Here is a 21,189-nt window from a genome sequence, read left to right on the forward strand (position 1 = left end):
ACCTGACTGTCTATGGAGTGATCATACACTCAAAATCAGGTGGCCAGATTCACTATGCCACTACAAGCCATGGCCGGTGATGGTGGGCCTGGTACTTTGGGTCTTTCTGGGATCACCACAGCTAAGGTGAAGTGGCCTCCTTGGCTGCGGTACTGCCCCAACTGCCTGGCCGAGATGCATGCCCAGCATGGGGAATACTATTGGCGCCGCGTGTGGCAAGTCATAGGGGCAAATGCCTGTCTCGAGCATTTGTGCCGCTTGCTGGATTCCTGCGTGCCCTTCCGCCGCAGGTCGCGGTATGACTTCCAGGCCGCATCTCCCTGGAACTGCCCGCACAGGGAGCCACCGGCTCCGGCGGACGCAAGCGATCTGCTGATTGCCAGAGGCGTTCACCAGTTGCTGTCGTCAGCCGATGCCCCGTCGCCAACTTTTCGTCAATGGAGTCGCTTCTATCACAGACTGGCTATAGAACAAGGAGCGACAACGGGGCACCACGTCCGGGTAGACATGCTTTGGCAACGGGTGCTGTTCAGCCATTCCAGTCACTGGTTGGCTTCTAATGGGTTGTTGGTCTCGGAAGCGCCCTGCTGGTTCGTTGCCATGTTCCGCCAGCATCGCAAGTCCTTCAGTTTCCTCCAGCATCTCACCGTCTGGACCTGCTTCAGGCAGGGGCAGGATGCCGAATCTCTTTTGGTGGAAGCGGGCCGATTGCCTGATGAAGAAAAGGTGAACGATGGGGCGGCTCCGGTCACTGGTCACACTGATTGGCAGCTTTTTCAGCAGAGGGAAAAGTGGCTCAAGGCGCTGGGCAAGGCTGGGGGAACGAAACGGGCGAGAGAACAAGGTGGTCAAGCCCTCTATTTCTGGCTTTACCGCCATGATCGTCAGTGGCTGATGGTTACGAATGCCGGCAGGAAAGTCGAGCATGGCAACCATCGTCAGATCGACTGGGCCAGGCGAGACCGACAGTTGGCCAAGCGTTTGATCCGTATCGAGGGAGAGAGTAGAGAGAACCTGTCTGACCCCCGGCAAAGCCAGGCTTGGTTCCTTAGTCAGCTCCCCCATTCCGCATCGGTGGAGAAGAACCTCCACCGGCTGCCACTCTGCAGGGCCTTCCTGGTTAAGTATGCGGAGAGTTTAGGTGAGTACCAGGTGAGAAGACTGACCAAGGTACTCATCAACGACGCCTTGGCAGGCAGGGCACGGAAGAAATGGGAATTGGAGCGCCTGTGCGGCTTGCAGACGTCGCGCACGACCGAACTGGCTAGGCGCTTTCTACAGAGTCTGGATAAAACATTGTGAAGAAGATTCTTTTCAAGGACATACCGACCGATGCGAAGCTACTGGCCATGGGTAACCACTTTCGGCGCAGCGGTGACCGACAGCAGTGGCGGGTGGCGGCCTATTTCAGGGACCATCAAGGCAAGGAACTGACTCGCAACCTTGCCGTCGAGGCACTGTGTGTAATGGGACTGGGTCGCCAGTTCGTGCAGCTTGAGGGCGAACCTTACAGAAGTGGCGGGTTTAAGCAGGAATTCTCCCTGCCACCAGTGGCTTCTTGGCAGGAACGCTGCTTGGGAGATTGCTCTCGTCTCTCGAAGCGATTGGCCGTAAGGCGGGAAGTGGCCGAACAGAAATGTTTCGTCTTCGATACCGGGGGTATCACCGTCTGGCTTCCCAAGTTCGAGCTAGCCCGGAAGTTATTCTTCCATGCTGGATTCCTTGTCAGGGCAGCGTACCACCCCAGTGGCTTGGATATCATCTTCAACGTCAAACAGGATGACGAAGAGGCTGTCCACATACATACGCCTGCAAAGACCGGTGCTCCGGTCAGCACCTTGAAGAAGAAGGCTTACCGCGACCTGTTGGCTTGGCTCCTGCTCAATGAAGACGTGCGCCAATCTTTCGATTCCATCTGGACGCTTCTTAACCGTGACCTACGAGAACGTAATGGCTACCAACGCTGGCAGTTCGATTTTAGGCCCCCCAATACTCTGGATGGTGTGAAGGTTATCGCTAGGGGCCCCTATGACAGTGATGACAGGGAAATGCTTATCTGGGAGATATCTGGCTTACAGGGTTTGGGTGCAGGCACCAACGAGCATGACATTTACTTCCACCACCCGAGCCTGAAGTTGCCGGTCAGGGGGACTGGTGAAGGTCGAGGAGGCTCTGGAGCACAAGGTGCCGACGACATAGAGGTGGATACGGAGCAGGAACCGGATGAGGCCAAGGATAGGCAAACGATAGAACTACCGATGGAGGATATCGTCTTCTCTAACTCCGCTACTACGAAGCTTGCTTACAATGGCAAAAAGGCTGGCATTCTAGGGCAGGAAGATCAGGGTGAACTAGAAGGCTCCAATAACCCCAAGGTTTTGGGCATCGGCGATGACGTCATCGGTGGTAGCATCGCTCCGGGGGAATATCAGCAACTCGAAGCGGAAGAGAGGCAGTACTCAAACCGTTTTGTGATGCTCAAACAGATCATAAGACAGATAGCCGGGGAATCAGATGGAAAGCTGAGTCTTCTGGAGCTAAAAGTACAGCCGTTACCCCAGATTCCGCGTTGTAGCTACCATAAAATGGAAGATGAGAAGCTACGGTGTTATTTGACAGCGAGATTCAGGTTGGAAGATGGGCGAGAGCGCTATATTCTGGAAGTTGATACCTCGGATAATAAGAAAAAGATGTCCACGCGAATAGTGGGTTTTAAGAGTGGGGTAGAAATAAATAATCGTATCGAGAAAATTATCAAAGGAGTTGTAAAAAGTTCGTTGAGATGGCCAAGTAGTATGAATAGAAGCTGTGAGGTGTTGTACTCAGTGCATCATCCAAAAGAAAGCGATGATAATGTCCATGAGGCTAGAATGGTTGGGTGGAAATTGAGGGTTAAGTCTTATTTAATATGAAATATTTTTGTAACTATTCAGCTTACGCTGCCTGAGCCGAGGCTTCTTGCTGCATAAAGGATGGCACATCACCGGCAAACAGTTGCTCCAGTGCGGTATGCGCCGCCACCCCTTGCTTGACGGCGGTCGAGAGGAAGCTACGCATCCGGCAGAAGATCTCGGCCCCCTCCCAGGCGCGGAAACAGCCCGAGATCTTCTGCTGGACCTTGGTCATCCGCAGGTCACGCTCTCCCTGATTGTTGGTGAAGGGAGCAGCGGGATCGTCGAGGAAGCGCAACACGTCGTCTTCATATGCCTGGAGGCGCTCCAGCAGGTTGCGTGACTTGGTGCGCTTGGCCCGACCTCGCGTCCCGGGCGGAGGCTTGGCCGGTGGCGGGCATTCGGCCTCTCCCTCCGCCAGGCAATCTCGATAACGCTGTCGCCAGGCTCGGGCCTCATCGGCTGAGAGGCAGCCGTCGGCCGCCTCCACGGCGCGACGCATCTCCAACAGCAGGTCATGCAGGGCCTTGGCCCATGCCTGGCCCTCGTTCTCCCAGGCCGCCGTCAGCTCCCGAAGGTGGTGCGCATTACACAACGCGTGCCGGCAATCCGGGTAGCGGTAGTAGGGCTTCCAGTGATCATGCACCAGCACGCCGTGCACGAAGGGCAGCACCCCGATGGCGTCCATCGCCTCCTGGCCGCGCTTGGGATGCGGGGCCCCCGAGTTCGACAGATAGAAGCGTAAACCACTGATTAGCCTAGAAACGCCTTTTCAAAATTGGCACTACAAGCGTGATGCGGTAGGCGCCGGCAGGCCAATCGCTTCGAAAAGGTCGCGTTGTTCAGGCTTCAATTTGGTCAGGCCGCTCGCCGTCTCGCGACGGTGAAGCAGGACCTGGTGGAACTGAATCTTGCGGGCAATTTCCCCCGAGTTCGACAGATAGAAGCGTAAACCACTGATTAGCCTAGAAACGCCTTTTCAAAATTGGCACTACAAGCGTGATGCGGTAGGCGCCGGCAGGCCAATCGCTTCGAAAAGGTCGCGTTGTTCAGGCTTCAATTTGGTCAGGCCGCTCGCCGTCTCGCGACGGTGAAGCAGGACCTGGTGGAACTGAATCTTGCGGGCAATTTCCAGTGCCCGCGTCGGCGAAAGCTTGTGATCACTGGCTTTCAGTCGCATACGCAGCACGCGGTAAAGCACCAAGGCAAGGAAGCAGATCAGCGCATGCGCACGGATGCGATCCGGCAACCGGTGGTAAACCGGCGCGATCTCGATATCGCTCTTCAGCACTCGGAAGCCGCGTTCGATGTCAGCCAGGGCCCGGTAGCGCTCGACGATTTGCTCTGGCTCATGATCAGCCATATTGGTGACCAGCAGCAGCTTGCCATCCAGCATCCTGGCGCGATCGAGCGCTCGCTGATCCAGCACGTAGTTAAACGTCTCGGCCGTCAGGTCGACCTTCAGGATATGCCCGAGGTGAGCATCAGTGACTGCCTTGTAGAACCTGGCCGTCACGCCGGCATCAGAGAGCTTTCTGCCGCGATAGCGACGCCCGGCATCCTGGTTATCCAGCTTCTCGAACCACTGGCGAGCATCAGCTTGCAGTGCCTCGAGCTTTTGATCGCGCGCCGCCGTCTGCACCTTGGCGACCTCCGGCCGGTGCGCCACGATCAACCGGTGACCCTGCCATGCCATCTCGCCATAGGCTTCGGTGTCGGCGTCCTGGCAGTGGGTCTGATGAAACACCTTCAGCAGATCATCAAACTCGCTGTAGCGGCGACCAGGAACCGCCAGGATGAACTCGAGGGGGCGTCCCTCGACACGCACGGCTGACAAGGCCTCCAGGTTATCGAGGGAGAGCAGCCCACGGTCGGCCACCAGCACGACACGGCGGACGTTGAAGCGCTTGACCACGGTCTCGATGGTCGGCAGCAGCGTCTTGGTTTCCGCGACGTTGCCATCGAATACCTCATGGTGGAGGGGCAGGCCTTCCGCCGTCTGCACGACGCCCAGCATGAACCCGGCTTATTCATGAGGTCGGTCTGAAAACGAAGATAGCGGATGGTATTCTCTTGAAAATTCAGTGTGTTCCGCCAAGAACCTGAACCAAGAGAGCCATCCGCTATGGGTGAAAGCCTATCCACCTGGACGCCCTCGTGCAACGGCGCTGTGCGTGTCGAGCTGAGCGGCCAGCGCACCACCAGCGACAGCGGCGCTTTGCTGCTGCGTGAAGCCCTCGACAACAGCGGCGTGGTCGAGGCGCTGGAAGACAATCTGGTCGACCTCCGCAACCCGCTACGCATCCACCACTCGCTGGCCAGTCAGTTGCGGACCTTGGTGCTGCAACGGGCGATGGGCTGGATCGATCTTAGCGATACCGACACGCTGCGCCGCGACCCGCTCTGGCAGTTGGCCTGCAGTGATGCGCGTGGGATGACGCCCCTGGCCCAGGACCGGCCGTCTCAAGCCACGCTGTCGCGGCTGCTGACCTGCCTCGGGCGCAACGACAATATCGATACCTTGCATGAAGGCCTGTTGCGGCTGGTGGTCTGGCGCCTGACCTCGCTGCAGAACGGTGAATGGCCCAAGCAGCTGACGCTGGACATCGACGGCCTGCCGATCGAGGTCCATGGCCACCAGGGCGGCTCGGCATTTCATGGGCTTTACGGTGCCCGCATCTACTCGCCGCTGGTTGCCTCGCTGGCTGAAACCGGCGACATGGTGGGCGGCCTGCTGCGCGAGGGCAACGCTGGCCCGGCCGAGAACGCTGATACCTGGATCCCGCATCTGGTGCGGCGACTCAACGAGAGCACCGGCGCTCAGGTACGGGTGCGCATCGACGCCGGTTTCACCGACAACGATACGCTGGAGGCGCTGGAAGAGCGCGATATCGAGTATCTGGGCCGGCTGCGCAGTCACAAGGGCTTGCAGAAGCTGGCGGCACCGCTCCTGAAGCGGCCACCTGGCCGGCCACCCGAGCAGCCTCGGGAGTGGTGCCACGACCTGGAGTACCAAGCGGGTACCTGGCCGGCACCGCGTCGCGTGGTGTTGGTGGTTCAAGAGCGCCCCGATGACCTGCTGCTGCATGCCTTCTTCCTGGTCACCAACCTCGGCAAGTTCGACTGGCCGCCGGAGAAGGTCCTGGCGCTCTATCGCAAGCGCGGCAGCGCCGAGGCCCACATGGGCGAGGTGAAGTCGGCGCTCGACGTGCACCTCTCGTCGACGGATCGTGGTGCCTCCACCGTTCAGGACGTGATGGCCCGCAACGAGGTGAGCCTGCTGCTGAGCCTCTACGCCTACCAGATTCTGCATGGCCTGCGCTGCCTGCTGGAGCGGCAGACTCGGCACGCCTGGAGCCTGAGCCGGATGCGCGAGCAGGTGCTCAAGGTGGCCGCCACACTGAGGCTGCACGCTCGGCGAATCACCGTTCATCTCGGTGCCGCGGCCGACAAGTGGTGGCCGACGCTGCTGAAGGGGCTGCCGAAGCTGACCGCACTGAGCTGACGCTCCTGCGAGACCACCACAGCATCAGTAAGCGAGCGACCGGAGCGGCGGTCGGCGATCACGGCTGCTTGGACGGCCGCAATTGATTCCAAAGAGCTATAAGAAAGCGGGAAAGGGGCCGCACTCTGGCATTACTCAACGACCATTCGCGCTGAAGAAGCCAATCTTGATGAGCGATGCCGCCAGCCAGCACTTTCAGAACGCCCGATCAGCTCCCTCGTGAATGAGGCGGGTTGAGCTGCTGCCGAACCCGCTCCAGGGCCGCGTCGACGTTGATATCGCTGATGGTCATGTCACCGCATGGATGTGCCGAAGGGTCAGGCCCACTATGCCAGAAAAATCAGCTGGTTGGCGATAGGCTATTCGCAGCCACCTGAATAGTTACATATTTTTAAGCAATAGCTAATTAATAGGTTGATGTGATTTATATTTATTAGAGTGCCAGTTTCAGCAGTCGATCATGAACCGGTCTGCTTCAGTTGTTCGAAGTGAGGAAGTCAAGTGCATTCCGTTTTCAGGAAAAAGAGGGAAATAGCCGTCACGACTGTCTTTCTCCCATGTGTATGGCGTCGTGGACTCCTGCGTCAATTCATAGGTGTTCACTGTTCCCATGTAATGCTAGCTTCTGCAGATGCACCCATAGTACCGACAAAGGCTTAGTCTGGGAAAACATCGTGGCTTAAGAGTACCTTGCGTAACCCTCTCCATCATGAGAAGAGCATCAATGAATGCCCATTAAGTTTACATTAGATACTCTCAGGGTAGCGCTGAGGATCTATGCGAGCTCGGGTTAGGGATAAATATTGTCACCTTACTTTATATTCACATACGGCGGATACTTAATTCTTAGATTCATAGCGCTCTTAATAGCGAGACACCATCAAGTACACAAATGGCCAATATGTGAGTACTTCCCTTAAGGTACAGGTTTCTGGCAGATCACGATATCGAGATACAGCAGTTCTCGAGAAGTTGAATGATCGCCCGGGACCCGACAGATACCGATGGTGCTGCACGTATTGGTTGAATTCAGTAAACTGTACCTCATCGCAGGCAAAGCGAAAATGCAGCAGCGGCAAGTCAAGCAACCGGCATAATAAATAGATGAAGGAAAATGGCTAAAAGAGATAGATATTGGTTGCCACATTAATGGGTTAACATAAAAGATTTTTTTTCTATCCAAGGTGCAACATTGGTAATCTGAGGGTAGACTTCTGCATAGAACATAGTTTGGATCATTTCAGATATTGATTCAGGTAAACTGCCCATCTCACCTTGGCGTGCGATCAGATGGATACTGCGAAAATGGCGGCTATTGTCCAAGGGAAGCAAGACAATTCCCTCTAGGCGATGCAGAACTTGTAGTAGGCACAAGGCACTAAGTATACCCCACCCATGCCCCCCCTGGACAAAGCGCATCAAAGTGTGGGTATCGTCTGTCTCAAACTTGACCTTAGTTTCTAAGTTTGCGCGGCGGAGAATAACCTCAGTGTAGATACCAATATCGCTGGAACGTCCGTATTTTATCAATGGACTTGAGGCCGCTAATACACTGGGCTCAGGTAATGTCGACATCTCCAGTTCCTTGGGGATAGCTATTAGCATCGGGTCGCGCAGTAAAGGATAGCGTTCGAGGTGTTCAATGCCATCAAAGGGATCATTGGAGATCACGATATCCGTCTCGCGATTTAGGAAGTCATGGCGCAGCTGGTTCGCTAGGCCGCTGCGCATGGTTAGGCTCTCTACTCGTTGCTGCAATTTAGCAAACAGTTGACTGCCAAATACCTCGGACAGCGAAGTCACCATTCCCAAACGACAGCGACCGAGTCCTTTCTCAGCGGCGTCCCGTACCATCGCGTTTAGGCGGCGCAGCTCGCCGAGGATGGCATCGGCATTCTGGCGTAGAACGGTGCCAGCTACCGTAAGCTTAACGGGGCGTGTTCTGCGTACCACCAGCTGGGTGCCAAGGCGGTCCTCCAACTGGCGTAGCCCCTGAGAAATAGCTGGCTGCGTGATGCCGAGGCGTGCAGCAGCGTCATTGAGAGAGTTTGACTCTGCAATAGTGACGAAGAGGCGCAATAGACTGGTGTCGAGAAGCTGGTCTTGGTTCATAGATAGTAAAAGATCATGCAGTGCAACAGTGTCGGCCAGATGGATGTGTTGAGACAATCTACGCCTTGAATTATGCACCTTAGTCAATCGAAAGAACAGTAGGGCGGCGCGCCATGAGGTCTTAGCCCTGCATTTTCCATGATGCTGCAAAATATCCATTAGACTTTAGTTGTAAAAATAAGAATATAAATAAGTACTACTTATTAATATTTATAAAAATTGCTTATTTAGCGAATCTGTGTAGAAAAAATTATATCAAGGGTTAGTCTTAGGGTGGTTGCAGGGCCCGCCCAGCGTTTCCCCAACCGCTAGGCGAGGCGGCTTATGACTTACAAGGGTGTCAGATGATTTTTCCTGAATATGACAATCGCTGTGGTTGGTATGAATTGCTTGGGTCGGTTACTGACTATCCTGCACTAGAAGGCAACCATAATTTCGAAACGATCGTCATCGGTGGTGGGTTAACCGGAGCTGCAGCGGCCAGGCGTATGGCTGAAAATTGTCCTCAGGAAAGAGTTTTGTTATTGGAGGCTCTGAAAGTAGGCCAGGGGGCCTCAGGCCGCAATTCCGGTTTCGCTATTTACCAGCCACACAAGCATGAGCTTGAGATGGCGTCTCAGGCCCATGTTCAAAAACTCATTGGGCTTAACCAAGCGGCGATTGATTATCTAGAGACACAGGTCCGTACTTATGGCATCGACTGTCAGTGGTCGCAGGTGGGAAAGTATCAAGCAGCTGTGAGTGCACGTGGACTAAAGTTTCTCAAACATTTCGAGTCATTGCTAAAGCGATCAGGTGAAAATTATCAGCGCCTCGAGAACGTTGAGCTACGCGACATTATTGGCACTGATTTCTATAAAGCTGCCATTTACACACCACGTGGAATTTTACTGCAACCGGCTGCATTGATGCGTGGGCTCGCAGACCACATGCCAGACAATGTAACCATCTCAGAGCACTCACCGGTGACAAGCCTCGAACGCCAAGCGAAAGGATTCCGCGTGGAAACATCGACTGCCTCGATAACCTGTGACCGAATTCTTCTGGCAACCAACGCTTTTACTGCAGAGTTCGGCTTCATGCGAAATCAGATCTTACCAGTTATGACCTTTGCCAGTATGAGCGAACCATTAGATGAAAACCAGGCAGGCCGTTTCGGTGGAAAATTCGACTGGGGTATCACGCCGGCAGACCATGCCGGTACAACAGTTCGAATGACACAGGATCGTCGACTAATTATTCGCAACTCTCATCGTTACGCCCATGATTATAACACGCCAACCCGTATGCTTCCTAAGATCAAGGAAAATCACCTTAAGGCTCATCTAGAACGTTATCCCCAATTGGATGACCTTGAGTATCCATATACATGGGGGGGCACTAGTAGCCTCTCTGGCAATTTTGAGACATTCTTCGGCCAGTTAGAGGAAGGTATCTACAGCGCTGGATGCGATCAATGTGTAGGTATCTGTCGTGGAACAATTTCCGGGATGATGATGGCAGATATGGCCGCTGGCCGTGAATCTAGCTTGCTGGAAGATATTATAAAAGTTTCAGGAAGCCCCACAAGGCTTCCGCCTCGTCCGCTACTACGAATTGGAGTTCCTTTAAGGATGAAAATGGCACGCTGGGCTAGCCGAAAGGAGATTTAGCGAAGTATGGTATTAAGCTGAAACTATAACGAAGACCAAGATTTGGTTGTGTTAACAATTTTTATAAAGACAAGGCTAAGGAGCTAACAATGCATATTAAATATACCTTTGCAGCACTGTCCATGCTCACTTTTTACTCAGGAGTCGCATTTTCTGAGCCCGTAGAGCTTCGAATGGCAACAGGCTCTGGTGGTCCAGGGTCATCCGTTGGAAACTCCCTTGATCAGTGGGCGGCTTTGATTGAAGAAAAGACAGCAGGCACACCTGACGAGATTAAGGTCGATGTCTTCTACCAAGATGAACTCGGAGATCAAAAAGAACTTTTTGATCTTTTAGTGGTTGGTGAAGTTGATATGATGATCAATTGGCCAATGACATCATATGATGAGCGAATGGGGATACGGAACGTTCCCTACATGATCTTCGACTGGGAGCAAGCATTTAACGCCTACAAATCAGGTGGCTGGCTAAACGAAATTTATAGCGAAGTTCATGCAGATCTGGGATTAAAATACTTCGGGGCTTACCCTGAAGGCTTCTCCGGCGTAGCGACCCGCGATAAATATGCTACCACAGTTGAAGAGGCTAAAGGAATTACGGTTCGTGTCCCCTCCAATTTTCCCAACCCGCTGACTATAGAGGCAATGGGATATACGCCAGTTGCGCTCGCTTGGGGTGAAGTTTACACGTCTTTGCAGACTGGCGTTGTCGATGGTGATAGTGGTAATGTTATATATTGGGATTACGAATACTTTCGTGATGTTCTAGACTATTATGTGCGCACGCGTCATACCTTCGTCTCCGGCATGTTATCTATGAATCAGAATAGCTGGGATTCTCTCAACGAGTTCCAAAAGAATGCCGTAGCTGATGCAGCTGCTGAGATTTCTTCCAAGCAATTCGAAAACGCTCGGGCCTTCGATCAGACCTATGTGGAAAAAGCGATTGAAAGCGGTATGGAATATATCGAGTTGACAGATGAAGAATTGCTCTCTTTGGCTCGAAAAACACGTGGCGAAGTCTGGCCTGAAATAGAGGATGCGTTTGGTAAGGAATTAGTAGATAAGATACGAGAGAACGCTCCATCTCTATGAGATAAAGGGCCACGTGTGCGTGGCCCTATTTATCTACTCATTCCCCAGGAGTCATGCGCTATGCCTTCTATTGTTACTGTTCCTCTTCAACTGATAAACCGCCTTCTAGACTTCATGGCCATTATCACCAGTGTTGTTCTAGTTAGTATGGTTTTCTTTATGGTGATCGCACGCTATGTTTTTGAGTGGTCGATCATTGGGCTAGATGAAATTGCATTGCTGGCGGCTATGTGGCTATACATGTCTGGAGCAATTATCGCCAGCAGAAACAATGAGCATCTGGTTGTAGATTTCTTACCGCAAAGAATTAATTCGAAAAAGCTCTTGATGCTACATCAACGATTTATCGCCTTAATCATGGTGGCAGCTTCAGGTTTCTTTTGCTATCTAGCTTGGGACCTGCTGCAGTTTTCGCTACGCCTACCTCAGCATACGGCAGGATTAAAACTCCCTGAATTATTACCAAAAAGCGCTTTAATGGTGGCCAGCGTTGCTTGCCTTCTCTACTCATTGCGGGACTTGATTACTGGAAATCCTTGTCACAATATCCGAGCGGAGGAATAAAGATGGCTTTTTTTTCAGTTTTCCTTTTGATTTTTCTTATGGTAATAGGCGTGCCAGTTGCTTGGTCATTTGCCGTTGTCCTCGGGTATCTTGTCATTGTTTTTGATGTGAATACTACCACACTCCTTTTACAAGGATTTCGCTCTCTTGATCATATAATCCTTTTAGCTCTTCCCCTGTTTGTACTCGCAGGTTATCTCATGAAAAGCGGCGGGATCGCTAGCCGTCTGATTAACTTCATTGAGCTTTTGGTAAGGGGGCGGCGAGGAGGAATGGGAGCCTCGATGGTATTAGCTTCGGGTGTTTTCGGCGCTATATCCGGTACTGCGACTGCGGCTGTGGCCTCGATAGGAACCATTATGGTGGAGCCATTAGCGAACCGGGGATATCCGCGCGGCTATTCAAGTGCTCTGCTGGGAATGTCGTCGTTGCTCGGTATTTTGATTCCACCTTCTATCACGCTGATACTTTTCGGAGTCATCACGCGTCAATCGATTACTGCGCTCTTTGCGGCCACCATAGGCCCCGGCCTGCTCCTGCTCCTAGGCTTGATCTTGTTCAACCGCTTCTGTGCTGGCCGCTGGTTTGAGGAAAAAACTAGCGCTATTAAACAGTCTGAGCATCAACCGTTTAAACCTGCGTGGAAGATAACATTCTCGGCGCTGCCGGCATTATCCATGCCTGTTATTATTCTCGGCGGTATATACGGTGGCTTATTTACTCCCACTGAGGCTGCTGGCGTTGCGGTAGTTGTAGCCATCATTATTGGCTTCTTCATCTACCGAGACATGACCCTCGGACGGCTTAAAGAGAGCCTAAAGGCTTCCGCAGAAACCACCGGAACAATTATTCTGATACTTTTGTTCTCTTTTATGATTGGCCGCATCTTAGTCGCAGAGCGGGTGCCGCAAGAGCTGACAGAGATAATGACCACCCTCGTTAGTAATCCTATTTTAATCCTGCTTCTGATCAATGTTTTTTTGATCTTTGCCGGCGCCATTATGGATGACCTTTCGGTGACTGTTGTCATCGCACCACTGTTCATGCCGCTAATTCAATCTATCGGAGTTGATCCGATCCACTTCGGAGCGATCGTTGCCTGCTCTGTCGTTATTGGTGCCAACAGTCCGCCTGTAGCGCCGATACTATTCATGGCCTGCCGTATCGGTAAAGTTTCGATCCATAAGGCGATTTACCCGGCGTTGTGCCTGATTGCCTTTGTAGGTATACCGGTGATGGTGGTTACGACCTTTTGGCCATCTTTGTCTTTGGCTATCCCCCGTCTATTAGGGGCGATTTGATACACTTACTTACGATGGCGGCCATTCTGAGGCTCGCCATCGTTACAAGGTGCTGATATGCCTGCAAAGCTGGTGTGTTACTCGGAGCTTAATTTGCCACATTGTGTAGGCCCGCGTTGCTTCTCTGCAGCTCCAACGCTGCAGAGAAGGCCTTTTTACTCATCACATTCCATCGAGTTAGAAGCGCTCGAAGATGGGCTACCTGGTTTGAGGCAGAGCTTCGAGGCGTTGCGCACATGATTGCTCGGCTCGCTGGTGATACGTCGCTGACTAGGCATTACCGGGACTTCCTCTACGCCCTGCGCGAAGCCGGCTTCGCCGGTGACATCGCGCCGGATTACGCCAACCGCACGGTGCTCGCCACCGACAACTCCATCTATCAGCGCCTGCCCCAGGCGGTGCTCTATCCGCGCGATGCCGAGGACCTCGAGCGCATCGCCCGGCTCGCCGGCCGCGAGGCGCACCGTGATGTGGCGCTCGCCCCGCGCGGCGGTGGCACCGGCACCAACGGCCAGTCGCTGACCGATGGCCTGATGGTCGACGTCAGCCGCTACATGAGCCGTATTCTCGACATCGACGTCGAGAATCGCCGCGTGCGCGTGCAGGCCGGCGTGGTAAAGGATCAGCTCAACGCGGCCCTGAAGCCCCACGGCCTGTTCTTCGCCCCCGAACTGTCGACCTCCAACCGCGCCACCATCGGCGGCATGATCTCCACCGACGCCAGCGGACAGGGCAGCTGCGAATACGGCAAGACCCGCGATCACGTGCTCGAACTCGACACGGTGCTGCTCGGTGGCGAGCGACTGACCAGCCACCCCCTGACCGAAGAGGCATTGGCCGCGCTGTGCGAGCGCGACGACATCGTCGGCGAGATCCACCGCACGGCCAGCGAGATCATCGACACCCAGCGCGCGCAGATCGACGCGTGCTTCCCCAAGCTCAACCGCTGCCTGACCGGTTACGACCTGGCCCACCTGAGAACGCCGGACGGCCGCTTCGACCTCAACAGCGTGCTGTGCGGCGCCGAAGGGTCGCTGGGCCTGCTCTGCGAAGCCACGCTCAACGTCCTGCCATTGCCGAAACACTCCACCCTGGTCAACGTGCGCTACGCCAGCTTCATGGATGCCCTGCGCGATGCCAAGGCGCTGATGGGCCTGGATGACAGCCAGCCGCAGGCGCTTCGCCCCACGTCCATCGAGACCGTGGACGACAAGGTGCTGATGCTGGCCATGGAGGATTTCGTCTGGGACAGCGTGGCGGAATTCTTTCCCACCGGTGACGCCCGGGCCACGCCATCGGATGGCGGCAGCGATGCCGAGTCCCTCACGACGACCCGTACGTCGGCCGCGCCGACGATACGCGGCATCAACCTGATCGAGTTCAATGCCGATACCCCGGACGCGCTTGCGGCCAACGTCGCGGCCTTTACCCGGCACCTGAAGGCCGACACGAGCGTGGAGCGGCTCGGCTACACCTTGACCGAGGGCCGCACCCAGATCGCCAAGGTGTATGCCATGCGCAAGCGTGCGGTGGGCCTGCTCGGCAATGCCAAGGGCGAAAAACGCCCGATTCCCTTCGTCGAGGATACCGCGGTGCCCCCCGAGCACCTCGCCGACTACATCGCCGAGTTCCGCGCCGTACTGGATGCCCGAGGCCTGGACTATGGCATGTTCGGGCATGTCGACGCCGGCGTGCTGCACGTGCGCCCGGCCATCGACATGAAGGACCCGGCGCAGGAGGCGCTGGTCCGCGAGATCTCCGACGAGGTCGCTGCGCTGACCCACAAGTACCACGGCCTGTTGTGGGGCGAGCACGGCAAGGGAATCCGCTCCGAATACGCCCCGAAATTCTTCGGCGAACTCTATCCGACGCTGCAGCGTCTCAAGGGCGCGTTCGATCCGCATAACCAGCTCAACCCGGGCAAGATCGCCACGCCGCTCCCTAACCAGCCCGAAGATACTGGAAAGGCGTCCTCGGCTTCGGCCGACGAGAGGGCCTCGGGGGCAGGCCCCCGCGAAGGTCATTGGCCAGGGACGGCATCCGCTGAAACGGCCGAGCGTGACGACGACGAGCAGCCGGTCAAGTGGGTCGATTCCGGCCTGCTGACCATCGACGGCGTGACCACGCGCGGCCAGCTCGATCGCCAGATCGACGAGCGTGTGTGGCAGGCGCACGAAGCCGCGGTCTATTGCAACGGCAACGGCGCCTGCTACAACTACGACCCGGACGATGCGATGTGTCCGTCGTGGAAAGCCACGCGCCAGCGCATCCATTCGCCCAAGGGCCGGGCCAGCCTGATGCGCGAATGGTTGCGCCTGCAGGGCAACGCCGATATCGACGTGGTCGAGGAGTCGCGCAAGAAGAAGGCCGAGGGCGCCTGGGGCTTCGTCCGCGACCTGCCGCTGCGGCTGTGGAACTCCGCCATGCAGCGGCGCGGCAAGGAGGATTTCTCCCACGAGGTCTACGATGCCATGGCCGGCTGCCTGGCGTGCAAGTCATGCGCCGGCCAGTGTCCGGTCAAGGTCAACGTGCCCGAGTTCCGTTCGCAGTTCCTCGAGGTCTACCACGGGCGTTACCAGCGCCCGCTGCGCGACTACCTGATCGGCGGGCTGGAATTCATGATTCCGCACCTGGCGCCGGTCGCGCCGCTGTACAATGCAGCACTGCGCAACCGGCTGGTCGACCGCTTGATGGCCCGTGGTATCGGCATGGTCGATAGCCCCACGATCTCCCGCGCCAGCCTTCACAAACAACTCAAGGCCTGGGGCATCGCCGAGGCCACGCCGACCAGCCTGGGCCTGCTTACCGAGCAACAGAAGGCGCGCAGTGTGGTGCTGGTGCAGGACGCCTTCACCAGCTATTTCGAATCCAAGCTGGTGATGGATATCGTCGAGTTGCTTTCCCGGCTCGATATCCGCGTGTTCGTCGCCCCCTTCGCCGCCAACGGCAAGCCACTCAACGTGCAGGGCTTCCTCGGCGCCTTCGAGCGCACTGCCGAGAAACAGGCGCGGCGCTTGCGCACCCTGGCCGAGTTCGGCGTGCCGCTGGTGGGGATCGATCCGGCGATGACCCTGACCTACCGCCAGGAATACGCCAAGGCCCTGGGCCCGGAGGCAACCCCCGAGGTGCTGCTATTGCAGGAGTGGCTGGTCTCGCTGGGCCAGCATCTCGTCTCGAGCGGCCTCGCCCTCGACGACCCCGGCTTCCGGCTGCTCTCGCACTGCACCGAGAAGACCACCGCACCCGGCTCGCCCAAGGCCTGGCAGCAGGTATTCGCCGCCTTCGGCCTGGAACTCGAGCTGGTCGCCACCGGCTGCTGCGGCATGTCAGGGACGTATGGCCACGAGGCGCGCAACCGAGAGACCTCCGAGGCGATCTACGATCTCTCGTGGCGCGCGCCGGTCGAGGACCCGGCCAATGCCGGCACGTTGCTGGCCACCGGCTACTCGTGTCGCAGCCAGGCCAAGCGGCTCTCGGACACGCCCCTGGTGCATCCGCTGCAGGGTCTGCTCAATGCCCTGCTCGCCACCACAGGTCATTGAGCACCATGAACAAACCAAGGAGGAATGCCATGAGTCACTCCACTTTTGTTTCACCTAACGAGATCCGCGACCGTTTCTCGAAGGCCATGTCGGCGATGTACCAGGCCGAAGTTCCGCAGTACGAGACGCTGCTCGAACTGGTCGATCAGGTAAACCGGGAAACGCTCGAACGTGACCCGGCATTGGCCAAGCGGCTTTCGAACTTCGATGAGCTGAACCGCCTGGGCGTGGAGCGCCATGGCGCCATTCGGGTGGGGACGGCCGATGAGCTGGCCATGTTGCGTCGGCTATTCGCCGTGATGGGCATGGTCCCGGTCGGGTACTACGACTTGTCGGAGGCCGGCGTGCCCGTGCATTCCACGGCCTTCCGTCCGGTCGATGACGACGCCCTGGCCTACAACCCATTCCGGGTGTTCACCTCGCTGTTGCGCCTCGAACTGATCGAGAGCGCTACGCTGCGCGAGCGAGCCGCGAAGATCCTTGCCGGGCGCGACATCTTTACCCCTGGGGCACGTGAGTTGATCGCCCGGTGCGAGTCGCAGGACGGACTCAGCGACGAGGATGCCGATCGTTTCGTGAGCGAGGCGCTGGAGACCTTTCGCTGGCACCAAGATGCGACGGTGGACTTGGACACCTACGAAGCGCTACAGGCCGAGCATCGGCTGATTGCCGATGTGGTCTGCTTTCGGGGGCCGCATATCAACCACCTGACGCCGCGCACCCTGGACATCGATGAAGCCCAGCGCCGCATGCCGCAGGCAGGCATGAACCCCAAGGACGTGATCGAGGGGCCGCCGTGCCGCGACTGCCCGATCCTGTTGCGCCAGACCAGCTTCAAGGCGCTGGAAGAATCGATCCGCTTTGCGGGAGAGCGCCAAGGCACGCACACCGCCCGCTTCGGTGAGATCGAGCAGCGTGGGGTGGCGCTGACCGCGAAAGGCCGCGAACTCTACGACCGCTTGCTCGGCGAGTCGCGTCGTCGAACGGCGGGGCTAGCCAATAACGACCATCAGCGAGTCCTGGCCGAGGTCTTCACCGACTTCCCCGATACGGAAGCGGAGCTGCGCCGCCAGAAGCTGGCGTTCTTCGAGTATCGGCTGACCGAGGCCGGCCGCCAGTCGGGCAAGGCGGGGGACACGGATATCGAGGCACTGATCGAGCAGGGCCTCGTGGAGGCGCGTCCGATCACCTATGAAGATTTTCTTCCGGTCAGTGCGGCAGGCATCTTTCAGTCGAATCTCGGCGGCGGTCAGAGCGATGCCTATGAAGGCAACGCGAACCGGGACGCCTTCGAGGCCGCGCTGCAAAGCAAGGTGCTAGACGAGCTCGAGCTCTACGCCGCGCGTGAGAGCGCGTCCTGCCAGGCGGCCCTGCAGGCATTGCAAGGCTAGCCTGGCCAACCTGTCGTTAGCGATAGCCTCTGTACAAGGGCTGCATGACATCGAAAAAGAGGAGATACCCACCGGTAGGCTCCTCTTTTCTCCACCGAGCCGGGAAAGATTACTGATCCATTGATCGCGACATAAAGCAGTATATTCAAACCCTATCTGAGCCTGACCAGGAATTAATGTGAACAACTTCCCCATACGTGCCCTCAAGTTCGACCATCGCGATACCACCTTCCGCCACCGCGGCGGCCCGCCCGGTCACGCCGAGATCGGCCGCACCGTGGATGCGTCGCTGAGTGCGACCATGGGCGCCGGCTTCGCCCGCTGGGAGGGCGCCGAGGTGGCCTGGACGCTGCTCTACGACGAGGTGATCTTCGTCATCGAGGGCGAACTCACGGTCACCGCCGCCGGCGAGACCCACCGCATCACGCCCGGCCAGATGCTGTGGATCCCCGAGGGCACCGAGCTGGTCTACGGCGGCCAAGCACTGTTCGGCTATGCCCTCTACCCCGGCAACTGGAAGGCGCTGCATGGGATGGAGTGAGGCTGCTGAAACATGGTTGTCTCAATGACCAAGTGCAACATCTGATCCATCAGGTACCGTATTGCCATAATTCATCGCTATCGCCACCTCACCGCTGAAGACCGAGCTGTCATCATGATGATGCGAGTCACCTATTCGATCTGGGCCATCGCCAGTCATCTGGGCCATGCTCCGAGCACAGTGTCGCGAGAGCTTTTGATCCTAGGAAAACTTTAAATGCTATGAAGATCAATCCCTTGCCACCGATGAATAGCCTTGTAGTCTTCGAGTCTGCGGCTCGTCATCTCAGCTTTACTTTGGCAGCTGAAGAACTTCATGTGACCCAGGGAGCAGTCAGTCGGCAGATTCGTAGCCTTGAACCCGGCTTATTCATGAGGTCGGTCTGAAAACGAAGATAGCGGATGGTATTCTCTTGAAAATTCAGTGTGTTCCGCCAAGAACCTGAACCAAGAGAGCCATCCGCTATGGGTGAAAGCCTATCCACCTGGACGCCCTCGTGCAACGGCGCTGTGCGTGTCGAGCTGAGCGGCCAGCGCACCACCAGCGACAGCGGCGCTTTGCTGCTGCGTGAAGCCCTCGACAACAGCGGCGTGGTCGAGGCGCTGGAAGACAATCTGGTCGACCTCCGCAACCCGCTACGCATCCACCACTCGCTGGCCAGTCAGTTGCGGACCTTGGTGCTGCAACGGGCGATGGGCTGGATCGATCTTAGCGATACCGACACGCTGCGCCGCGACCCGCTCTGGCAGTTGGCCTGCAGTGATGCGCGTGGGATGACGCCCCTGGCCCAGGACCGGCCGTCTCAAGCCACGCTGTCGCGGCTGCTGACCTGCCTCGGGCGCAACGACAATATCGATACCTTGCATGAAGGCCTGTTGCGGCTGGTGGTCTGGCGCCTGACCTCGCTGCAGAACGGTGAATGGCCCAAGCAGCTGACGCTGGACATCGACGGCCTGCCGATCGAGGTCCATGGCCACCAGGGCGGCTCGGCATTTCATGGGCTTTACGGTGCCCGCATCTACTCGCCGCTGGTTGCCTCGCTGGCTGAAACCGGCGACATGGTGGGCGGCCTGCTGCGCGAGGGCAACGCTGGCCCGGCCGAGAACGCTGATACCTGGATCCCGCATCTGGTGCGGCGACTCAACGAGAGCACCGGCGCTCAGGTACGGGTGCGCATCGACGCCGGTTTCACCGACAACGATACGCTGGAGGCGCTGGAAGAGCGCGATATCGAGTATCTGGGCCGGCTGCGCAGTCACAAGGGCTTGCAGAAGCTGGCGGCACCGCTCCTGAAGCGGCCACCTGGCCGGCCACCCGAGCAGCCTCGGGAGTGGTGCCACGACCTGGAGTACCAAGCGGGTACCTGGCCGGCACCGCGTCGCGTGGTGTTGGTGGTTCAAGAGCGCCCCGATGACCTGCTGCTGCATGCCTTCTTCCTGGTCACCAACCTCGGCAAGTTCGACTGGCCGCCGGAGAAGGTCCTGGCGCTCTATCGCAAGCGCGGCAGCGCCGAGGCCCACATGGGCGAGGTGAAGTCGGCGCTCGACGTGCACCTCTCGTCGACGGATCGTGGTGCCTCCACCGTTCAGGACGTGATGGCCCGCAACGAGGTGAGCCTGCTGCTGAGCCTCTACGCCTACCAGATTCTGCATGGCCTGCGCTGCCTGCTGGAGCGGCAGACTCGGCACGCCTGGAGCCTGAGCCGGATGCGCGAGCAGGTGCTCAAGGTGGCCGCCACACTGAGGCTGCACGCTCGGCGAATCACCGTTCATCTCGGTGCCGCGGCCGACAAGTGGTGGCCGACGCTGCTGAAGGGGCTGCCGAAGCTGACCGCACTGAGCTGACGCTCCTGCGAGACCACCACAGCATCAGTAAGCGAGCGACCGGAGCGGCGGTCGGCGATCACGGCTGCTTGGACGGCCGCAATTGATTCCAAAGAGCTATAAGAAAGCGGGAAAGGGGCCGCACTCTGGCATTACTCAACGACCATTCGCGCTGAAGAAGCCAATCTTGATGAGCGATGCCGCCAGCCAGCACTTTCAGAACGCCCGATCAACGCCCTCGTGAATGAGGCGGGGTCAAGGGTCAGCTACTTCCCTATCTGGCGCCGATCAATGCCGGTTTGCGTGCCTTGGTCGCGACCCTTACGGGATCGCCGACGCCGGTCAGCTATCCGGTGATGCCCGTGATGGTCAAGACACCAGCAGCCCCGGTTTGTGTCGTGGTACCGCCCGAGAATGTCGAGCCTCGGTGGCAAGTTGCCAAGACGGCCGATGGCATCGAAGCGGGATGCTATGACAATGCAGGGCAGTTGGTCGGCTTCGCCCTGGTGGGCAATACGGCCATGGCAAGCCGCAGCGAATGGATCAAAGCCTGCGGCCAAGCCAAGGCTGCCTGATACGACAGCAAACATGCGGCGCCGCCAGGCGCTGCCTTATTTCCCATACAGGTCGCACCCGGTGATGACATCGCGTCTGGTGCGGCGGGGATTTCGAATGTCAGATGCCATTCTCCCTCGTGACGATAAATGCAATAGCTGGTACTAATTACTTGAAGCACCGGCGCCGGCACGTCGCCTTAATAGCGTTGAGTATGC

Annotated in this window: 14 protein-coding genes and 4 pseudogenes; 15 read left to right on the plus strand and 3 right to left on the minus strand. The window is 57.1% G+C overall.

What is annotated here, in order from left to right:
- Window positions 1-69: 69 nt before the first annotated feature.
- The 3 genes and pseudogenes from E0702_RS20160 to E0702_RS13310 form a co-directional block, all read left to right on the plus strand.
- Window positions 70-249, plus strand: a pseudogene (locus E0702_RS20160) (TniQ family protein); the annotation flags it as partial.
- A gap of 258 nt (window positions 250-507) precedes the next feature.
- Window positions 508-1,302: a TnsD family Tn7-like transposition protein gene (locus E0702_RS19955; protein ID WP_240721753.1), complete on the plus strand. Its 795-nt coding sequence runs from the start codon at window positions 508-510 to the stop codon at window positions 1,300-1,302.
- The gene (locus E0702_RS13310) at window positions 1,299-2,912 is read left to right on the plus strand and encodes a Tn7-like element transposition protein TnsE (protein WP_132044637.1); all 1,614 of its coding nucleotides are present in this window, start codon (window positions 1,299-1,301) and stop codon (window positions 2,910-2,912) included. Before E0702_RS19955 ends, E0702_RS13310 begins: the two co-directional genes overlap by 4 nt.
- A gap of 22 nt (window positions 2,913-2,934) precedes the next feature.
- Here the strand turns inward: E0702_RS13310 and E0702_RS13315 are convergent.
- Window positions 2,935-3,609: pseudogene (locus tag E0702_RS13315) on the minus strand (IS66 family transposase); the annotation flags it as partial.
- A gap of 273 nt (window positions 3,610-3,882) precedes the next feature.
- Window positions 3,883-4,911 (minus strand): annotated as a pseudogene (locus tag E0702_RS13320) (IS1634 family transposase); the annotation flags it as partial.
- 105 nt (window positions 4,912-5,016) lie between these two features.
- Between E0702_RS13320 and E0702_RS13325 the strand changes: the two are divergent.
- Entirely contained in the window at window positions 5,017-6,396 is a 1,380-nt protein-coding gene (locus E0702_RS13325; protein ID WP_439952335.1) for an IS1380 family transposase, read from the plus strand.
- Between the two features lie 1,146 nt (window positions 6,397-7,542).
- On the opposite strand, the gene E0702_RS13330 is transcribed toward E0702_RS13325, so the two are convergent.
- A complete protein-coding gene (locus E0702_RS13330) occupies window positions 7,543-8,565 on the minus strand; it encodes a LysR family transcriptional regulator (protein ID WP_240721754.1) in 1,023 nt (340 codons plus the stop codon).
- A 287-nt stretch (window positions 8,566-8,852) separates the two neighbouring features.
- On the opposite strand from E0702_RS13330, the gene E0702_RS13335 reads away from it, so the two are divergent.
- The 11 genes and pseudogenes from E0702_RS13335 (at window position 8,853) to E0702_RS13385 (ending at window position 20,991) form a co-directional block, all read left to right on the plus strand.
- Window positions 8,853-10,160, plus strand: coding sequence for an NAD(P)/FAD-dependent oxidoreductase (locus E0702_RS13335; RefSeq protein WP_132044643.1), 1,308 nt, complete (start codon window positions 8,853-8,855; stop codon window positions 10,158-10,160).
- A gap of 89 nt (window positions 10,161-10,249) precedes the next feature.
- Window positions 10,250-11,254 carry a TRAP transporter substrate-binding protein DctP gene (gene dctP / locus E0702_RS13340; RefSeq protein WP_240721755.1) on the plus strand — a complete coding sequence of 335 codons (1,005 nt, stop codon included), beginning with the start codon at window positions 10,250-10,252 and terminating at the stop codon, window positions 11,252-11,254.
- A gap of 60 nt (window positions 11,255-11,314) precedes the next feature.
- On the plus strand, window positions 11,315-11,818 hold the full coding sequence (locus tag E0702_RS13345; protein ID WP_132044645.1) for a TRAP transporter small permease: 504 nt from the start codon (window positions 11,315-11,317) through the stop codon (window positions 11,816-11,818).
- A 2-nt stretch (window positions 11,819-11,820) separates the two neighbouring features.
- Window positions 11,821-13,119: a TRAP transporter large permease gene (locus tag E0702_RS13350; protein ID WP_132044647.1), complete on the plus strand. Its 1,299-nt coding sequence runs from the start codon at window positions 11,821-11,823 to the stop codon at window positions 13,117-13,119.
- A gap of 236 nt (window positions 13,120-13,355) precedes the next feature.
- Window positions 13,356-16,661, plus strand: coding sequence for an FAD-binding and (Fe-S)-binding domain-containing protein (locus E0702_RS13355; protein ID WP_132044649.1), 3,306 nt, complete (start codon window positions 13,356-13,358; stop codon window positions 16,659-16,661).
- A gap of 29 nt (window positions 16,662-16,690) precedes the next feature.
- Window positions 16,691-18,052: a 2-oxoadipate dioxygenase/decarboxylase HglS gene (gene hglS, locus E0702_RS13360; protein WP_132044651.1), complete on the plus strand. Its 1,362-nt coding sequence runs from the start codon at window positions 16,691-16,693 to the stop codon at window positions 18,050-18,052.
- A gap of 178 nt (window positions 18,053-18,230) precedes the next feature.
- Window positions 18,231-18,593 carry a cupin domain-containing protein gene (locus E0702_RS13365; protein WP_132044653.1) on the plus strand — a complete coding sequence of 121 codons (363 nt, stop codon included), beginning with the start codon at window positions 18,231-18,233 and terminating at the stop codon, window positions 18,591-18,593.
- A 66-nt stretch (window positions 18,594-18,659) separates the two neighbouring features.
- Window positions 18,660-18,788 (plus strand): annotated as a pseudogene (locus E0702_RS19960) (helix-turn-helix domain-containing protein); the annotation flags it as partial.
- A gap of 50 nt (window positions 18,789-18,838) precedes the next feature.
- On the plus strand, window positions 18,839-18,979 hold the full coding sequence (locus E0702_RS13375) for a LysR family transcriptional regulator (protein WP_439952336.1): 141 nt from the start codon (window positions 18,839-18,841) through the stop codon (window positions 18,977-18,979).
- A 78-nt stretch (window positions 18,980-19,057) separates the two neighbouring features.
- The gene (locus tag E0702_RS13380; RefSeq protein WP_439952335.1) at window positions 19,058-20,437 is read left to right on the plus strand and encodes an IS1380 family transposase; all 1,380 of its coding nucleotides are present in this window, start codon (window positions 19,058-19,060) and stop codon (window positions 20,435-20,437) included.
- A gap of 287 nt (window positions 20,438-20,724) precedes the next feature.
- A complete protein-coding gene (locus tag E0702_RS13385) occupies window positions 20,725-20,991 on the plus strand; it encodes a hypothetical protein (RefSeq protein WP_306766916.1) in 267 nt (88 codons plus the stop codon).
- Window positions 20,992-21,189 lie beyond the last annotated feature (198 nt).

Source organism: Halomonas marinisediminis, assembly GCF_004347715.1.
Taxonomy (GTDB): domain Bacteria; phylum Pseudomonadota; class Gammaproteobacteria; order Pseudomonadales; family Halomonadaceae; genus Halomonas; species Halomonas icarae.

Coding starts and splice junctions, on each gene's coding strand:
- E0702_RS13380 (WP_439952335.1), top strand. CDS start 19,058: ATGGGTGAAAGCCTATCCACCTGGACGCCCTCGTGCAACGGCGCTGTG.
- E0702_RS13350 (WP_132044647.1), top strand. CDS start 11,821: ATGGCTTTTTTTTCAGTTTTCCTTTTGATTTTTCTTATGGTAATAGGC.
- dctP (WP_240721755.1), top strand. CDS start 10,250: ATGCATATTAAATATACCTTTGCAGCACTGTCCATGCTCACTTTTTAC.
- E0702_RS13345 (WP_132044645.1), top strand. CDS start 11,315: ATGCCTTCTATTGTTACTGTTCCTCTTCAACTGATAAACCGCCTTCTA.
- E0702_RS13335 (WP_132044643.1), top strand. CDS start 8,853: ATGATTTTTCCTGAATATGACAATCGCTGTGGTTGGTATGAATTGCTT.
- E0702_RS19955 (WP_240721753.1), top strand. CDS start 508: ATGCTTTGGCAACGGGTGCTGTTCAGCCATTCCAGTCACTGGTTGGCT.
- E0702_RS13375 (WP_439952336.1), top strand. CDS start 18,839: ATGAATAGCCTTGTAGTCTTCGAGTCTGCGGCTCGTCATCTCAGCTTT.
- hglS (WP_132044651.1), top strand. CDS start 16,691: ATGAGTCACTCCACTTTTGTTTCACCTAACGAGATCCGCGACCGTTTC.
- E0702_RS13355 (WP_132044649.1), top strand. CDS start 13,356: ATGATTGCTCGGCTCGCTGGTGATACGTCGCTGACTAGGCATTACCGG.
- E0702_RS13325 (WP_439952335.1), top strand. CDS start 5,017: ATGGGTGAAAGCCTATCCACCTGGACGCCCTCGTGCAACGGCGCTGTG.